The organism is Amycolatopsis thermophila, from assembly GCF_030814215.1.
GTDB classification, from domain to species: Bacteria; Actinomycetota; Actinomycetes; order Mycobacteriales; family Pseudonocardiaceae; genus Amycolatopsis_E; species Amycolatopsis_E thermophila.
This window is the reverse complement of the sequence record NZ_JAUSUT010000001.1, coordinates 1,954,989-1,968,536: the sequence shown is the minus strand read 5'-3', so window position 1 is coordinate 1,968,536 and position 13,548 is coordinate 1,954,989. Positions and strand designations below refer to the sequence as shown.

The following is a 13,548-nucleotide window of genomic DNA, read 5'->3' as shown; positions in this document are numbered from 1 at the left end:
AGGTGTTCGATGATCGCAACGGGGGTGTTGGTCGCCAGCTCGGGGGGGTACATGATCACTCGTCCTCGGCGCTTCAACAGCAAGGCGCCGAGGACCCCGTCACCCCGCGCGTCGGATCTCGGCCGGGTCACGGTCCGGACGAAGCCCGCGCCAAGACGGATGGCGCAGCCGGTTGTCTCCCGTCCACTGCCGGTGCTCGACCTCGCCGACCAGCACGGGTTCCACCCAGCGAGCGCGCCGGGCGAATTCGCGCGGCACCGGAACCTCGAATGGGCTCACCTGGCGGGCGAGCGGCGCGAGGCGGTCTCGCATCTCGCCGAGCACCTGGTCCGTGAACCCCGTGCCCACGTGGCCGACGTACACCAGCTGCCCCTGGTCATCCTGCACGCCGAGCAGCAGCGCGCCGAGCGTGCCGGCACGGCGGCCCTCGCCAGGCACCCAACCGCCGATGATCACCTCCTGCGTCTGTCGCAGAGGCGTCTTAATCCAGTCCCGCGAGCGACGGCCGGGCGCGTACGGCGAGCTGACGCGCTTCGCCACGATCCCCTCCAGTCCGCTCTGCGACGCGATCTCCAGCAGATCCGGTCCAGTCACCTCGTCGCCTAGGTAGTGGTCCGGCACCCGGATCGTGGGCGGGGCGTCGAGGGCGAGTTCGGCGAGCTGCCCGCGGCGGTCCTCGTACGGCTCGCGGGTCAGGTCCCGGCCGCTGTCGTGCAGCAGGTCGAACACGAAGAACGCGACCGGGTGGGACTCCAGCAGCTCGGGCCGCGGCCGAGCGACATGCATCCGGGACTGGAGCCGGCCGAAGTCTGGTCGGCCCCGATCGTCGAGCGTGACCAGCTCGCCGTCCAGCAAGAGCGGCCGGTCCACCAGCTCAGGCAGCACGCGCAACTCCGGGTAGGAGCTGGTGATGTCGCGCAGGTTGCGGGACCGTGCTACGACCCCGCCGGTGTCCACCGCCACCATGGCGCGCACGCCATCCCACTTCCACTCGAACGCCCATCCGGGACCCGCGGGTGGCTGGCCGGGCGTCGCGAGCATCGGCGCGACCGGAGCGGGCAGGGTCATGTGCTCATCTTCGATGCCGCTTCCGCGCATCGCACGTCGATGTCACGATCAAGTGAACAGCTGGTGGGTCTCATCTATGTGGAGGTGCACCTGGTGGGTCTCATCTATGTAGAGGCGTAGCTAGTGCAGTTCCTGAGAATAAACTCTGGAAGATATGTACGTAGCAAACTTGCGGGGTTTGTATTGCGGAAGCTGTCAGAATAAGACTTTGCGCGACAGCTTGAGACAATTTGCGACAGTTTAAGACGCTGCGCAACTATGCGCGACTAAAGCCGCACCTTTGCTCGTGGTTGCAAGCATGACGAGACCGATGCAAGGCTCTGACCTGTATGAATGAGTACACAACACCGTACGCCGACTTCCGTCAAGGTGGCCGACCGAACGCTCCCGAGGTCCCGTTTCCGAAAGCGCGGAATCGGTGATAGCCTTGGTCGCGGCGAAGGGGATCGCGGCCACAAGATCGCAACCCGACCGCCGTGACGGCCGTCAACGACAGGTGGCCCAGGCGCGTGAACCTGGGCCACCTCTATCACTCGCGGGTACCGGCCCGCGAGATAGTTGAGAACGAAAGCCCATGGAGGCCATTATGTCCCAACCCCCCGATGATATACCCTGGATGACCGCGCTCGCGTTCCGTCGTCAGTGCGGACTCTCGACCGTAGGCGCAGATGTCGCGCGTCATGGCCGCGAAGCCACGGCGCGCTGCAAGGAGCTGGGCCTCGAGCCCCGAAAGCTCTTCGACGAGCGGTGGGGCGAGGTGAACAGCTACCCCTGGTTCGTGCTGGCCTACGCCACGGCCAGGTAGTCGGCGCGAGGGTATGACGTCCTGTCCCGTGCCGGCGCGGGACAGGACCACCGCCCCAAGTTATCCACAGATCGACGGACGGTCTGGCGGCTGCCGTGTCGCATGTGCCAGCGTCGAGGCATGGAGCACACCCCGCGGCTTCGACCGCTGCAGCCCACCGAGCCCGTCGCCACTCGCTGGCTTGACGCGAACCATGTCCTGCTGGCCCTCGCGCTCGCGGAGTGCGACTGCGACTCGGCCGAGCGATCCGGGCTCGTTCGGGCATAGACCGAGGTGTGCAGGCTGGCCGGCGTTCCCGATGTCCACCCGGCGTCGGGCGGCGCCGGGACGTAGGACACCGATCATGCCCTTCTGACGATGGGAGAGAGCGAGTGGGCCGTGACGAGCCGCAACGGCAGACCGCGCACACGTCCAGCACGTAGTACCCTCGCGCGCATGGCGAGGCGCGGTTCGTCGGGTCGTACGGCACTGATGGCGATCTGTGCGGCGTGCTCCGCCGGGCTCCAGGTTGCCGCAGGCCTGGTTGGCGCCTCGTTGGCTGCAGTTGCGTTTATGCTGCTGACCGCGATGACTGCCGCTGCAGCCGCGTTGCTGGGGACGATGCCGCTTCAAAAAAAACCGAGCCCCTGGGGGAAAAATCCCCTGCTGTTTCAGCAAACGGGATGACGTACTGGCCGGCGCCGACCCACCGGTGCCCGACCTTGACTGGCGTGTCGAGCGCGATCGGCTGCTGCCACACCTCGCGCTGCTCGGCCTTCCGCCGGGCCCGGGCGCGGCGCTCCCGTTCGTAGATGGTGTGCGCCTCCCGGCATTCCGCGCAGGTGCAGCCCCACTTCGCGTACCGGCTGTTCGTGCCGTGCTCCGGGACGACGGCTGGCCGGGGGAACCCGTACTCGCGGGCCAGGACGGTGCGGTCCTTGCGGTCGAGGCCGCCCCAGATGCCCCACGGTTCACCGCGGCGCAGCGCGTCTTCAGCGCACAGCATGCGGACGGGGCAGGCAGCGCAGATGACGCGGCACGCCGCTGCGTGCGCGCCCTTCGCTTCGACGAAGTCGAGCTCGGGGAAGATCTGGCACGCCCCCTGCGCGTGCCAGTCGGGGACCTCGCGGGGGAGGCGGGGCGGTTCGGCGACGGCGGTCATCGGTCCTTCCACAGCATCAGGCCGGCCGCGGCGAGGACCGCGAGCACGGCGGCGGCGACGAGCGCGGCGACGAGTAGGCCGGGGTCGACGGTTCGTTCGAGGATCACGGCGCACCGTCCGCAGGCTGCAGGTCGTAGACCGCGAACACGGGTGTGCCGGTGGCGTGGGCGGCCTGGACGAGGTCGTTGTCGAGGCCGGTGCCGGGCGGTACGGGCCCGGTGATGCGGTGCTCGAGGTCGGGGTCGGTGGTGAAGCCGACGATGTCGCCGTGGGCGCGGACGAACTGGCGCCAGCCGTACTCGCCGGGCCTCACGGCATGATCCAGAGGACGAAGCCGGTGAGGGCGGCGCCGGTCGCGGCGATCGCAGCGACGGCCGTCCCGAACAGCAGCAGCGCGGCCGCCAGCGCGCACGCGGCCGCGGTGGCGGTGACGAGCGCGAGCGCCCGGAGAGCGATCACGGGGTCACCTCGATTTCAAGCCACAGCCGCCGCTCGCCGGGGCCGGGGTGGATGACGGGCATCCGCTTGTCCATGTGCTGCGGGGTGTCGTCCGGGACGAGTTCCAGCCCGATCCAGCGGCGGTTCCGGCCGCGGGCGAGCGCGTCGCACGCGGCCTTGAGCGTCGGCACGAGGTTGTCGGCGTCGCGGCGCCGGTTGTCGCCCGGCTGGTAGTGCAGGGTGACGGTGAGGTGGCGGCCGGTCGGGATGCCGGCCTTGCGTGCAGCGTCGCGGACGCCGAGCCGGATCACCTGCGTGCGCTGGGCGCGCTGGGTGTAGTGCCAGCGGTCGTTCTCGGACAGCGGGGGTTCGAGCGGGCCGCCGACGCGGCGCCGCATCATCGGCACGTCGATCTCGAACCGGAGCGTCGTCGCGGTCATCGGCGCGGCTCCTGGCGTTCGGGAGTAGCGCCGCGAAGTGTGTTGGCGATACTGCCCGTGTGAGTGCCTGGCTCGAAGCAGCAAAGATCGGCGGACCGGCGATCATCACCTTCTTCCTCGGTCGACTCTCGACGCGGCTCGATCGGAGGCGGGAGGCGAAGCAGGCGGAGGCGGCGAAACGACCTGAGTTCGCCATCCACCGCGTCGACGGCGACCTCTATCGGCTGCTCAACGTAGGCGAGATGGACGCCACGGGGGTCCGGTTCGACCTCGCCGGAGTGGAGCCGGATCAAGTTCGCGAGGGCCCCGACGGGATCGACCTGCCGATCCGAGACGGACACGAGTTCTACATCATCACGGCCGAAGAGCTGCCCGCTCCATCGCGTCTGCTCGTCATCTGCGATCAGCTTGACGCGCCCGGACCTGTCGCGGTTCCGCTGTAGCTCATGCACCAGAGCGCACCTCCGGGTTCGGCACTGGGCACGGCGTGACGCGCGGGTCCAGGTGGATGACGAAGCGCTGCTTCGGAAACACCTGGACTTCCAGAGCGGGCTGGCCGCACCGTCCACACTCGACACCGCCCATCGGGATCACCGACTGGGGTGGATGGGTCACAGCCATCGTGATCGTCTCCGTTCCTCGGCGCGAATGGCGTCTTCGATCGCCTGCTGGTAGTCGGCGGTGGCGCGGCGCTGCTCGAGCTGCCGGAGCGCCCGCCAGGACAGGCCGGACTGGGGGTCGACGCGCACGGCGTCGACGAGCGCCCGCACGGCCCGGATCGCGGCGGCGACCGGGCCGGCGACGCGGTGGCGCGGCGTCATGCGGAGATCCCCGGGTAATCGGGGCGCTCGCGGGCTTCCTGTGGCCGGGACACCTCGGCGGGGCGGGTCAGGGTCTCGACGAACAGGTCCGGCGCGAGCCTCCGCACGTAGCGGGCGCGCTCGTCCTCGGTGGCGAACCAGTGCTCGGTCCCGCGCCAGCGCGCGCCGTACTCCAGCGGCTCGGGTTCGGGCTGTGGCTGGGAGACCCGGGTGGTTTCGGCGTACTCGCGCAGATGCTTCACCCGGGCGAGGAGGGAGCCCATCGGCAGGTTCCTCGACATGCCCAGCTCGTCAGCGAGGCCGTCTCGTTGGGCGATGAGGAGGAGCGAGCCCGCGCGCGCCATCTCCTCGCGGTACCAGCTCGCCTCGGCGTGGAGCCACCGCAGCTGCTCGTTCTCGGCGCGGAGTCGGGTGGTGTCGTCGTCTGCAGCCCCCTGCCCGGCGAGGACACCCGCGCTGGCGAGCTTGTGGGCGTCCTCGACGCAGTGGCCGGGGCAGTCGTCTTCGCAACCCGACTCGTGCAGGACGTGTGCAGCACGTCCGATCACGTCCGGGTCTGCGGCCCCCTGCTTACGCCAGCCGTGCTCGGCCATCAGCTTGAGCTGCAGCACGATGTCGGCGGCGGACATGCTCTCGGGGAGTTCGAAGTGGTCACGGAGTTCGGCCATCTCCGAACGGATCTGCCAGTCGTAGCCGAGGGCCTGGTCTTCGCGCTGTTCGTCGTGGGTGGTCATCGGGTCTCCTCGGGGTTCTCCAGGGGTGGGGTTGGGCGAAGGGTCAGGCGGCGAAGAGCGGGAGTTGCTGGGTTCCGAGGGCGGCGGCTACGCGGCTGCCGAGCCAGTGGGCGATGCCGACCGGCACCGCGTTGCCGATCTGCCGCTTCACCTCGGCCGCGGTGCCGACGAACTCGTAGTCGTCGTCGAAGCCTTGGGCGCGGGCGCACTCGCGGTTGGTGAGCATGCGGTGGTGGGGGCGGCCGTCGACGATGGTGGCGACCGCATGGTGGTTCCCGCCGGCGGTGATGGTGGCGAGCTGGTGGCGGTCAGCGCGGCGGGGGCGGGCGTGGCGCCGGTAGGTGACGAGGTGCGGCACGCCTTCGGTGTCGATCTGGTCGATCTGGTCGGAGACGTACAGGCGGCGGGCGACCTCCTTGCCGGGGTCGGGGTCGAGGATGTCCGCAGCAGTCACCGCAGGCATGGAGGGCGCGGTGAGGTCGACGTCGAGGCCGCGGGTGGCGGCGACGAACAGCCGCTTGCGGTTCTGGGCGTGGCCGAAGTTCTTCGCGTCCAGCACCAGGGTTTCCGTCTGGTAGCCGAGGGCTCGGAGCCCGTCGAGCCACCACGGGAACAGCGTCCAGTCGAGGAACTCGACGACGTTCTCCACGAGGATCGCCGGGTAGTGGTGGACTTCGGCGGCCTCGATCACGGCGAACGCGGTAGCCCGGTCGATCGCGCCGGCGTCGGCGCGCAGCCGCTCCACCTCGGCAGGCGGACGCTTCCGGCCTCCGGAGCGGGCGTGCCACACGCACGACGGGGACGCCCACAGCAGGTCGGTGCTGGGGAAGGTGCGCCAGTCCACCTCGGACAGGTCTTTGATGCGGTGCTCGGTGTCGGGGTCGTTGAGCTGGTGGGTGGCGACCGCGGTTGGCCAGTGGTTCGCGGCGATGGCGACGTGCCAGCCGGCGCGGCGCAGCCCTTCCGACGAGCCTCCGGCCCCCCCGAAGAGGTCGGTCGCGGTCTTCACGCGGGCCTCCGGGTTCCGGTCAGGTGGCTGCGCCGTTGCAGAGCCAGGCGAGGGCGGCGAGCACGGTGAGCGCGGCGAGGAAGGTGTAGGCGAAGTGCTCCGGGTAGGTGAGCGGCCGGCGCATTCACTCGCCACCACCGTCCGCGGAGCGGTCGCGGAGCTTCCCGCAATAGCAGGCGCCGCAGTTCGCGACGTCGGTTCGGCACATGCGGTCGATCCGTGCCCAGGGGACACGCCGGTCGCTGAAGCCCACGGCCCACGTGGCCAGCTCCGCCCAGCACTGGCCGGGCAGCCGGTCGAGGAGGCGGGCGATCCGCCAGCGCGCGGCCTTCCGGGCGCGGCCGAAGTTCAGGCGGGCGCTCATCGCTGCCCCTCCTCGGTGAACGGAGGCAACTCGACGGTGACGACCGCTGGCGCACCATCGGTGCCCGGCGTGCTGGCGATGCTCGGTAGCGCTCGCGCGGCGCGCTGGCAGCGGACGCACTCGGGGTAGTCGTTGACGTCCCACCACTTGTCCGACCAGTGCCACGTCGAGCTGCCGCACAACGCTGGCGTCTCGCCGGCGCCGTACCGGCCCTCGGAGCGGTTCTCGACGCCGATCACGGGCACGAGGTGCTTGCGCCGCCCGTTCCCTCGCCGCACGGACACGACCTGGCGCGCCCACACGTGCCCCTCCGGGATCGGGGTCTTCTCGACGCCCCACCTCGGGGTGTGCTTGCAGTCGTCGACGAGCTGGTGCACCTCCTTGCGGAGGCCGAGGCGAACCTTCCAGCCGGCCTTGGCGTCGCGGCGGCGCTGTTCGGCGTTCGGGACGAACGCCTTCATCGCCTGCTCGGCGGTCGCGAGGACGTCGTCACCTCGGCCGATGACGGTGATGCCGCAGGGGCAGCCGCACGGCGCGATCAGAAGCCAGGAGCAGTCGTCGGCGGGCAAGGCCTTGCCGTCGACCTCGAACATCAGGCTCATCGGTGCCCCCAGCGGATCGAGAGGCCGAGGACGGCGAGGAGCACGACGAGCCCGGCCAGGCGCAGGGGGAGCGGCATCAGGGCCGCGATGTCGGCGCTCACCGGCCGCCGTCCGGGGTGGACGCGAGCAGCGGCGCGCACCGCCACTCGACCTTCTCGACGGTCTCGGTGACCTCGACGTGCGGCACCTCGGCCAGCTTCTCGGGGTCGGGCACCGTGCGGGTCACGGTCTCGGTACCGACGACGACCCGCTCGCACACCTGCTCGCGGTAGGCGAGCGCCTTCGCGGTCACGGCCCCGAAGTCGATGGCCAGGTTGTACATCGAGTCGGTGACGTCCTTGTGCACCGTCGCGCCGAAGCGCGCGGCGGCGGCCGCGATCGGGCCCATGTCCGCGGCGTTGTCCGGGTACCAGACGTTGATGCCGTGGATTCGCGAGTCGAGCTGCGGGTGCTGTTCGATGAAGTCGGCCAGCTTGCGCAGGCCCTCGGCGAGCTGGATGTGCTGCGGCTGCTCGGCCGCCTCGCTCGCGGTGTCGGTGCGGTTGGTCAGGCCGCTGGTGATGGTCATGGTCGTCTCCCGTGTTCTGTCACCGGAACTGGTGCGCTGTCCACGCTACAGCGTTCTGTGCGCGCACGCAACAACGTTCCGTCAAGAGAGCGTCGCGGCGCCGCTCGTGGCCTGCTTCCAACGCGCGGTGTGCGGGATCTTCGTCGCCACGACCTCGCCGGTCGCCAGCTTCCGCACGCACCGCTCGCCCGCCGGCTGCCCGCACCCGAGCGGCTTTGCCGGGCACGCCACGGTCATCGCCTCGGCGTGCAGTTCCTCGAGCGCGGGGGAGTTCCGCCGGCCACCGTGCGGATCCAGCCCGCCCGCGGTGATCTCCCGGTACGCGGCCTGCGCGTCCGCCTTGAGCGACGCCGCGTGGTCACGCTCGACCTGGTCGTGCCGCCGCTGCCGCACCCACGTCACGATGTCCGCCGCCACGATCCGACGCCGCGTCGCCATCTCCGACCGGTTGAACGCGGTCACCGCGTCCAGCGCCTCCGCCAGCGTCACGTCATCCAGGTCGGTCGCCCACGCCGCGATATCACCCTCGCCCACCGTGCGCTGGTCCCGCGCCGCGATCGCGGTCAGCAGGTCGATCGTGTCGTTCCGGTTCACGAGGCAGCTCCTTCGATCACACGCAGGTCAGGGGACGGCCCGCCCTTGAGGGCCTGGATCTCGGCGAGGCGAGTGTCCGTGGTGGACGCTCGGCGCGGAGCAACGCGCGCGGGCCCGGGCGTGTGGGCGTCCACCACCTGACCTGCTCGTTCTTTGAGGATGTCGGCTACGAGGTTGGGCAGGATGCGTGGTCCGATGCCGGTTCGGGTGTTCCAGCGGTGGAGGGCGGCGGTGATGGTGGGTTCATCGGTTTCGGTGAGGAGGTGGGCGGTTTCGATGGCGAGGGCGGTGCGGACGGCGCTGGGGGCGTTGCGGCCGATGGCGTGGTCGACGAGGCGGTAGGCGCGGGCGCTGTGGCTGCCGGTGACGCCGGGGCCGGGTCGTGGTTCGTGCGCGTTGGGTTGGTGAGCTGAGTGATCAAGGTGAGTAGTGTTCTTCTCTTCCTCTACCTCTGCCATCGGTTTGCCATCGCTGTCGCTATGGCTGTTGCTATCGGTTTCCGGGGGGGTTTTCGGTGGGTTCTGCCTGTGGTTTCCCCAGCGTTTCGCTGCGCCCTTGCGGCCGCGTTCGGCGTGTGACCTGCGGGATTCTTCGACTTCGTGGCGGGAGCGCTGGTGTTCGAGGTAGTCGTGGATGTATGCCTGGCCCTTGGGAACTTCGGGGCACTTTTTGCACGTGTGGCCGGGCTCGTGGATGAGGGAAACCGTGGTGAGTTTCCGCATCTTCTGGGTGGAGATGCCGGCGAGGGCGGCGATGGCGCGGAGGGGGATGAACCCGTCGGTGGTGTTCTTTCCGGCGTAGCCGAGGGCGACGATGTAGGCCCATGCGGCGGCGGGGTCGGCGAGTTCGACGAGCTTCGGGTGCGCGTAGATGTCGGCCGTGACGCGGACGAATTCGCGCGGGTCGGTGGGGCGGTTGGTCACGCGGCGTGCTCCTGTCGTGCTCGGGCGCGCGCCTTGGCGCGGCCGACGGTGCGCCGGTCGATGCCGAGCTGGGCGGCGATCTCGCGCTCGGTGTAGCCGTCCGCGACGAGCTGCATGATGTGCTGCTCGCGGGCGCTGGCGGTGCGGCCTGCGTCGGTGAGGCCGGCGCGGGCGAGGGCGCGGCTGACGGTGTTGAGGGAGACGCCGACGCGGAGGGCGATGGCGCCGTGGGTGAGGCCGCCGTCGCGGCGGAGGCGCACGATCTCGTCGTCGTAGCGGTAGGGCCCTGCGGGGAGGGTGACGTCGGTCTTGCCGTGGTCGGGGTGGAGGGTCTTGGTGCCGCCGTGCTGGTTGATCCAGGCGAGCTGCTGGCTCTCGGGCTGGTCAGGGTCGATGCGTGCGACGGCTTCGATGAGCGCGGCGAGGATCCGGCTGGGATCGTCGTGCCCGATGAGGTTGAGCCAGCCCCAGACCTGGCGGGGGTCGATGTCTCGGAGGTCGGCGATGAGGCGGCGCACGTCTTGGGCGGCGGTTTCGGCGCGCTGCACGGCGTTGCCGGGCAGGTCGGTGGGGCAGGCGGCGAGTTCGCGCTGTTCTCGGGTGGCGACGTTCGTTCCGGTGTTGCCGTTCACGGTGGTGGTTCTCTTTCCTGGCAATGGTTCGGGCCGCGCCCTGGTGCTTGTGGGCGCGGCCCGAGGTGTGCTGGGGTGCGGGGCTACTCGGGTCGTCGGGGTGATGGTGTGGCCGGGGTGTCGCCGTGCGGGTTGCGGCGCCACACGCTGTTGCGGCTGGCGCGACGGGATCTTCGGGCGCTGACGCTGTCGGCGATGCGCACGATGCGGCGCTGCTGCGCCCACACGCCGAGCACGCTGGACACGAGGTTCGGGTCGTAGGTGGCGCCGTGGGCGTCGTGAGCGACGAGCCGGTGCACGTCGTCGGCGGTGAACGTCGCGCCGGACCGGGCGAGGGTGGCGACCGCGGTCTCGACGCGGTGCCGGTCGTCCCGATAGGACTTCTGGCCGGCGGCGAGGTTCGCGGCTTGCCCGCCGTGCCGGTCGGCGAGGGGCAGGGCGAGCTGGTCAGCGGTCATCGAAGACCCCGTTCTTGATGAGGGCGGCGAGCATCTGGAGGTGGTGCAGCACCACGTCGAACAGCGCGTCGTGGGCGGCGTTCGGGCCGTGGTGCTTGGCGACGACGGCGAAGTGCGCGTCCAGCACGTCGTGTGATGCGTCCTGGTCGCCGTTGAGCTGGAACGTGACCGCCTGCGCGGCGGCGAGCGCGTTCGGGTCCGTGTCCCCGGCGCCGACCTGCTCAATCGCCCAGAATCCACCGCGGGGCATTGCGCCGCGGTGCGCCTTCTTCATCGCGCCGGCGACGAGGACGGGCCCGATCCCGGCGAAGTACCGGAGCCGCAGGGACGCGATCATGGGGTCGTCGGTGAAGTAGTCGACGAGCATGTCGGTGACGCGGTCCACGTCGGCCCGGATGTCGTCGCTGGGGCCTGCGATGGCGGTGGCGATCTGGAGGTACCGGTCGGTGATCTCCATCGCTTCGGCCTCGTTGGGCGGGTTGGTGTGGTGGGGGAGGTTCACCGGAAGTACCGTCCTTCGATGTCGAGGTGGTCGCCGTCGTGGTCCTTGGGCTGGACGCACTCGGTGTCGGTCTCGCTGGTGCCGCACAGCACGTCGAGCGGGGCGGCGTCGACGGCGCGGAGGCCGGGCAGGTCGATGTGCGTCGCGGCGGCGAGCAGCGCACCGGCCGCGATGCGGGCCTGCTCGGGAGTGAGCGCGACCGACGGGCCGTCACCGTCCCGGTAGACCGAGAGCAGGATCGTGCTGTCGTCGGGCTGGATCGGGTCGATGACGAGGTCGCTGGTGGCGTTGATGCCGCGGATGGTGAGACCGTCGCCGTAGCGCTCCGGCTCGTTGAGAATGGCGCTCATGCTGCTGGGTCCTCCCTTATGGACAGTGGGGGCTGGGGTGAGCTGGTGATGTGCCAGTGGTCGCCGTACAGGCACGGGTACTTGCGGGTGGGGAGCCGGGCGCCGGGGCGGCACTTCGACCACATGGCCGAGAGCGCCGCCTCGGCCGCCTCCGGGCTGGCGTACTGGCGTTTGCCGGTGCAGCCGAGGCGGTGCATCACTCGTCCTCGGGCTTCGCGACGAACATCAGCTTCGTGCTGGTGCTCGTCTTCGTAGGCGGCTCGGCGCCGATCTTGCGGTACTCGGCCCGGACCGCATCCGCGTCCAACCGGGTCGTTTCGCTGACCTGCCACACGAGGTTCAGCTCGAACCCGACGTCGACCGGATCGGACTTGCCCGCGTCGTTCGGCCGGAGCGCGTCAAGCGCGCCCTTGGCCTCCTCCTCGCGCGCGGTCGCGTCCTTCTTGTCCTGCCGGGCCCGGTACAGTTTCTCCGCCCAGCCCGCGGCGTCCTGGTCCTCGACGAGCAGCACCGACCGCAGGTCGCGGCCCGTCACGGCGCCGTCCCAGCAGGTGTCGAAGAACGGGCAGTGCTGGCAGAACGGGCCGTCCGGCGCGTAGTCACGGTTCAGCCACTCGAGCGGGGTCTCGCGGACCGTGCGCAGCCAGTCGAGCGCGTCACGGACCTGCTGCGGATCCGGTTTCCCGGCCCAGCGGTACAGCTCTCCCGTGTCGCGCGCGATGTAGTCGATCACGATGCGCCGCACCCGGACCTTCATCCCGGACTGCGCCATGAGCGCGGCCGCGTACCCGTTGACCTGCCACAGATGCGACCGAGTCGGCCCCTCGACCTTGATGTGCTCCAGCCACCGCGACGAGGTGGTCTTGACATCGACCAGCGTTTCGGTGTCGGCCTCGTAGCGGTCAAGGTGGCCCGGGATGCCCGCGAACTCGACGGGGTGCTCGACCAGGTCGTCCGGACCGGCGGTCTCGTTGAGCCGCTGCTGCACTGCTTCGTGGATCGCGGTGCCCAGCACGGCCTGGACCGAGCCGCCCGGGTTCGTGGGCTCGGTGCCGGCCAGACGGTATCCGGCGCGGCGGCGGCAGCCGCCGACCTCGGACCAGCCCAGCTCGCGCTGTCGCGAGCGCGGGCGGGTCCGGTCCCATTCGAGCAGCAGGTCCGCGGTGGTCCGCTCCGCGAGCCGAGGCGCGACCGCGGTCACGACTCGCCACCGTCTTCGATGAACACGGCGTCGATCGGCTCGTCCGGGGCGGGCGCGGTGTGCTCGCGCTCGATCTCGCGCAGCTCGGCGAGCATGTCCTCGTCCGGCTGGCCCGGGTTCTGCGCAGGCAGCGGGTCGGCCTCGGCCTCGTTCTCGCCGTGCCCGACCTCCATGGGCGTGAGCTGCGAAGCGCGCTCGGCGTGCTCGCGGTCAGCGCGCTCGGCCGCGACCTGCCCGAGGGTCGGCCGCGCAGGACCGGGGTCGGGGTCCTCCGCCCCGAAGCCGAGGGCGACCTCCGGGCAGATGACCGTGGCGCAGTTCGAGACCGCACGCCACAGCAGCATTCGCTGCGGGTAGGACTTCCACACGTCCTTGTTGGTGAGCTTCGCCGCGACCGCCTGCGCCCAGGTGAACGTCTCGGTGTGCTGCTCGCCGGTGTCCTTGCGGCGGATCGTGAACGTGCAGTGCTGGTCGTCGTGGTCGGCCTCGTAGCGGTGACCGGTGTCCGGCCGGTGATCCTCGGCGGCGAACCCGCACTCCTTGCACGGCACGAACGCGCGGTGCCCGGCCTCACGGACCTTCGACAGCCACAGCTGCCCGGCCATCGACGGGCGGCCGTTCACTACGTAGATCGACTGGACCGCCTGCATCGGGGTCAGGTCGAGCTGCTGGCCGTACAGGATGATCGCGAGCACGTTCGCGGGCTTGCCGATCAAGTCCTTCGGCAGCAGGCTCGACTGCGCGAGCGCCTGCGCGTACCGGTACGCCTGATCCAGGTCGTTCAGCTGGCCAACCAGCGGCACCGGAACCGGGGCCTTCTTCGCCGGGGCGTGCTGCTGCGCCTGCTCGGGGACGGCGACTTCGCTGCTGGACATGGGATTCCTTCCGTTCGAGGTCG

At 70.3% G+C, this 13,548-nt stretch carries 22 protein-coding genes; 2 read left to right on the top strand and 20 right to left on the bottom strand.

Annotation, left to right across the window (positions count from 1 at the left end; all coding sequences use genetic code 11):
- Positions 1 to 99: 99 nt before the first annotated feature.
- On the bottom strand, positions 100 to 1,068 hold the full coding sequence (ligD, locus tag FB470_RS09705) for a non-homologous end-joining DNA ligase (RefSeq protein ID WP_306990544.1): 969 nt from the start codon (positions 1,066 to 1,068) through the stop codon (positions 100 to 102).
- 616 nt (positions 1,069 to 1,684) lie between these two features.
- On the opposite strand from ligD, the gene FB470_RS09700 reads away from it, so the two are divergent.
- A complete protein-coding gene (locus FB470_RS09700) occupies positions 1,685 to 1,873 on the top strand; it encodes a hypothetical protein (protein ID WP_306990543.1) in 189 nt (62 codons plus the stop codon).
- Between the two features lie 550 nt (positions 1,874 to 2,423).
- Here the strand turns inward: FB470_RS09700 and FB470_RS09695 are convergent.
- From FB470_RS09695 to FB470_RS09680, 4 genes are all read right to left on the bottom strand, one after another.
- A complete protein-coding gene (locus FB470_RS09695) occupies positions 2,424 to 3,014 on the bottom strand; it encodes a WhiB family transcriptional regulator (RefSeq protein ID WP_306990541.1) in 591 nt (196 codons plus the stop codon).
- Between the two features lie 103 nt (positions 3,015 to 3,117).
- Complete coding sequence (locus FB470_RS09690; RefSeq protein ID WP_306990540.1) at positions 3,118 to 3,327, bottom strand: hypothetical protein; 210 nt, start codon at positions 3,325 to 3,327, stop codon at positions 3,118 to 3,120.
- Positions 3,324 to 3,473, bottom strand: coding sequence for a hypothetical protein (locus FB470_RS09685; protein ID WP_306990538.1), 150 nt, complete (start codon positions 3,471 to 3,473; stop codon positions 3,324 to 3,326). The genes FB470_RS09690 and FB470_RS09685 overlap by 4 nt, the downstream gene beginning before the upstream one ends.
- Positions 3,470 to 3,892, bottom strand: coding sequence for a RusA family crossover junction endodeoxyribonuclease (locus tag FB470_RS09680; protein WP_306990536.1), 423 nt, complete (start codon positions 3,890 to 3,892; stop codon positions 3,470 to 3,472). Before FB470_RS09680 ends, FB470_RS09685 begins: the two co-directional genes overlap by 4 nt.
- A gap of 59 nt (positions 3,893 to 3,951) precedes the next feature.
- Here FB470_RS09680 and FB470_RS09675 point away from each other — a divergent pair, with 59 nt between their 5' ends.
- A complete protein-coding gene (locus FB470_RS09675) occupies positions 3,952 to 4,335 on the top strand; it encodes a hypothetical protein (RefSeq protein ID WP_306990534.1) in 384 nt (127 codons plus the stop codon).
- A gap of 168 nt (positions 4,336 to 4,503) precedes the next feature.
- On the opposite strand, the gene FB470_RS09670 is transcribed toward FB470_RS09675, so the two are convergent.
- From FB470_RS09670 to FB470_RS09600, 15 genes are all read right to left on the bottom strand, one after another.
- Entirely contained in the window at positions 4,504 to 4,713 is a 210-nt protein-coding gene (locus tag FB470_RS09670; protein ID WP_306990533.1) for a hypothetical protein, read from the bottom strand.
- Positions 4,710 to 5,447: a hypothetical protein gene (locus FB470_RS09665; RefSeq protein WP_306990532.1), complete on the bottom strand. Its 738-nt coding sequence runs from the start codon at positions 5,445 to 5,447 to the stop codon at positions 4,710 to 4,712. Before FB470_RS09665 ends, FB470_RS09670 begins: the two co-directional genes overlap by 4 nt.
- 43 nt (positions 5,448 to 5,490) lie before the next feature.
- Positions 5,491 to 6,456, bottom strand: a complete 966-nt coding sequence (locus tag FB470_RS09660) for a DNA cytosine methyltransferase (RefSeq protein ID WP_306990531.1) — start codon at positions 6,454 to 6,456, stop codon at positions 5,491 to 5,493.
- A gap of 124 nt (positions 6,457 to 6,580) precedes the next feature.
- Positions 6,581 to 6,820, bottom strand: a complete 240-nt coding sequence (locus FB470_RS09655; protein WP_306990529.1) for a hypothetical protein — start codon at positions 6,818 to 6,820, stop codon at positions 6,581 to 6,583.
- Positions 6,817 to 7,422 carry a hypothetical protein gene (locus tag FB470_RS09650; protein ID WP_306990527.1) on the bottom strand — a complete coding sequence of 202 codons (606 nt, stop codon included), beginning with the start codon at positions 7,420 to 7,422 and terminating at the stop codon, positions 6,817 to 6,819. Before FB470_RS09650 ends, FB470_RS09655 begins: the two co-directional genes overlap by 4 nt.
- 97 nt (positions 7,423 to 7,519) lie before the next feature.
- Positions 7,520 to 7,990: a hypothetical protein gene (locus FB470_RS09645; RefSeq protein WP_306990525.1), complete on the bottom strand. Its 471-nt coding sequence runs from the start codon at positions 7,988 to 7,990 to the stop codon at positions 7,520 to 7,522.
- An 81-nt stretch (positions 7,991 to 8,071) separates the two neighbouring features.
- Positions 8,072 to 8,584: a hypothetical protein gene (locus FB470_RS09640; protein ID WP_306990524.1), complete on the bottom strand. Its 513-nt coding sequence runs from the start codon at positions 8,582 to 8,584 to the stop codon at positions 8,072 to 8,074.
- Positions 8,581 to 9,507: a hypothetical protein gene (locus tag FB470_RS09635; protein ID WP_306990523.1), complete on the bottom strand. Its 927-nt coding sequence runs from the start codon at positions 9,505 to 9,507 to the stop codon at positions 8,581 to 8,583. Before FB470_RS09635 ends, FB470_RS09640 begins: the two co-directional genes overlap by 4 nt.
- Entirely contained in the window at positions 9,504 to 10,139 is a 636-nt protein-coding gene (locus FB470_RS09630; RefSeq protein WP_306990522.1) for a helix-turn-helix transcriptional regulator, read from the bottom strand. The genes FB470_RS09635 and FB470_RS09630 overlap by 4 nt, the downstream gene beginning before the upstream one ends.
- An 83-nt stretch (positions 10,140 to 10,222) precedes the next feature.
- Positions 10,223 to 10,597 (bottom strand): hypothetical protein, encoded by a 375-nt coding sequence (locus FB470_RS09625; RefSeq protein ID WP_306990521.1) that lies wholly within the window; start codon positions 10,595 to 10,597, stop codon positions 10,223 to 10,225.
- The gene (locus tag FB470_RS09620; protein WP_306990520.1) at positions 10,587 to 11,099 is read right to left on the bottom strand and encodes a hypothetical protein; all 513 of its coding nucleotides are present in this window, start codon (positions 11,097 to 11,099) and stop codon (positions 10,587 to 10,589) included. Before FB470_RS09620 ends, FB470_RS09625 begins: the two co-directional genes overlap by 11 nt.
- Positions 11,096 to 11,449 (bottom strand): hypothetical protein, encoded by a 354-nt coding sequence (locus FB470_RS09615; RefSeq protein WP_306990519.1) that lies wholly within the window; start codon positions 11,447 to 11,449, stop codon positions 11,096 to 11,098. Before FB470_RS09615 ends, FB470_RS09620 begins: the two co-directional genes overlap by 4 nt.
- Complete coding sequence (locus tag FB470_RS09610) at positions 11,446 to 11,646, bottom strand: hypothetical protein (RefSeq protein WP_306990518.1); 201 nt, start codon at positions 11,644 to 11,646, stop codon at positions 11,446 to 11,448. Before FB470_RS09610 ends, FB470_RS09615 begins: the two co-directional genes overlap by 4 nt.
- Positions 11,646 to 12,650 (bottom strand): CRISPR-associated protein Cas4, encoded by a 1,005-nt coding sequence (locus FB470_RS09605; protein WP_306990517.1) that lies wholly within the window; start codon positions 12,648 to 12,650, stop codon positions 11,646 to 11,648. The genes FB470_RS09610 and FB470_RS09605 overlap by 1 nt, the downstream gene beginning before the upstream one ends.
- Complete coding sequence (locus FB470_RS09600; RefSeq protein WP_306990516.1) at positions 12,647 to 13,525, bottom strand: hypothetical protein; 879 nt, start codon at positions 13,523 to 13,525, stop codon at positions 12,647 to 12,649. Before FB470_RS09600 ends, FB470_RS09605 begins: the two co-directional genes overlap by 4 nt.
- Positions 13,526 to 13,548: the final 23 nt, after the last annotated feature.

Coding starts and splice junctions, on each gene's coding strand:
- ligD (WP_306990544.1), bottom strand. CDS start 1,068: ATGACCCTGCCCGCTCCGGTCGCGCCGATGCTCGCGACGCCCGGCCAG.
- FB470_RS09700 (WP_306990543.1), top strand. CDS start 1,685: ATGACCGCGCTCGCGTTCCGTCGTCAGTGCGGACTCTCGACCGTAGGC.
- FB470_RS09695 (WP_306990541.1), bottom strand. CDS start 3,014: ATGACCGCCGTCGCCGAACCGCCCCGCCTCCCCCGCGAGGTCCCCGAC.
- FB470_RS09680 (WP_306990536.1), bottom strand. CDS start 3,892: ATGACCGCGACGACGCTCCGGTTCGAGATCGACGTGCCGATGATGCGG.
- FB470_RS09670 (WP_306990533.1), bottom strand. CDS start 4,713: ATGACGCCGCGCCACCGCGTCGCCGGCCCGGTCGCCGCCGCGATCCGG.
- FB470_RS09665 (WP_306990532.1), bottom strand. CDS start 5,447: ATGACCACCCACGACGAACAGCGCGAAGACCAGGCCCTCGGCTACGAC.
- FB470_RS09655 (WP_306990529.1), bottom strand. CDS start 6,820: ATGAGCGCCCGCCTGAACTTCGGCCGCGCCCGGAAGGCCGCGCGCTGG.
- FB470_RS09650 (WP_306990527.1), bottom strand. CDS start 7,422: ATGAGCCTGATGTTCGAGGTCGACGGCAAGGCCTTGCCCGCCGACGAC.
- FB470_RS09645 (WP_306990525.1), bottom strand. CDS start 7,990: ATGACCATCACCAGCGGCCTGACCAACCGCACCGACACCGCGAGCGAG.
- FB470_RS09625 (WP_306990521.1), bottom strand. CDS start 10,597: ATGACCGCTGACCAGCTCGCCCTGCCCCTCGCCGACCGGCACGGCGGG.
- FB470_RS09615 (WP_306990519.1), bottom strand. CDS start 11,449: ATGAGCGCCATTCTCAACGAGCCGGAGCGCTACGGCGACGGTCTCACC.
- FB470_RS09610 (WP_306990518.1), bottom strand. CDS start 11,646: ATGCACCGCCTCGGCTGCACCGGCAAACGCCAGTACGCCAGCCCGGAG.
- FB470_RS09600 (WP_306990516.1), bottom strand. CDS start 13,525: ATGTCCAGCAGCGAAGTCGCCGTCCCCGAGCAGGCGCAGCAGCACGCC.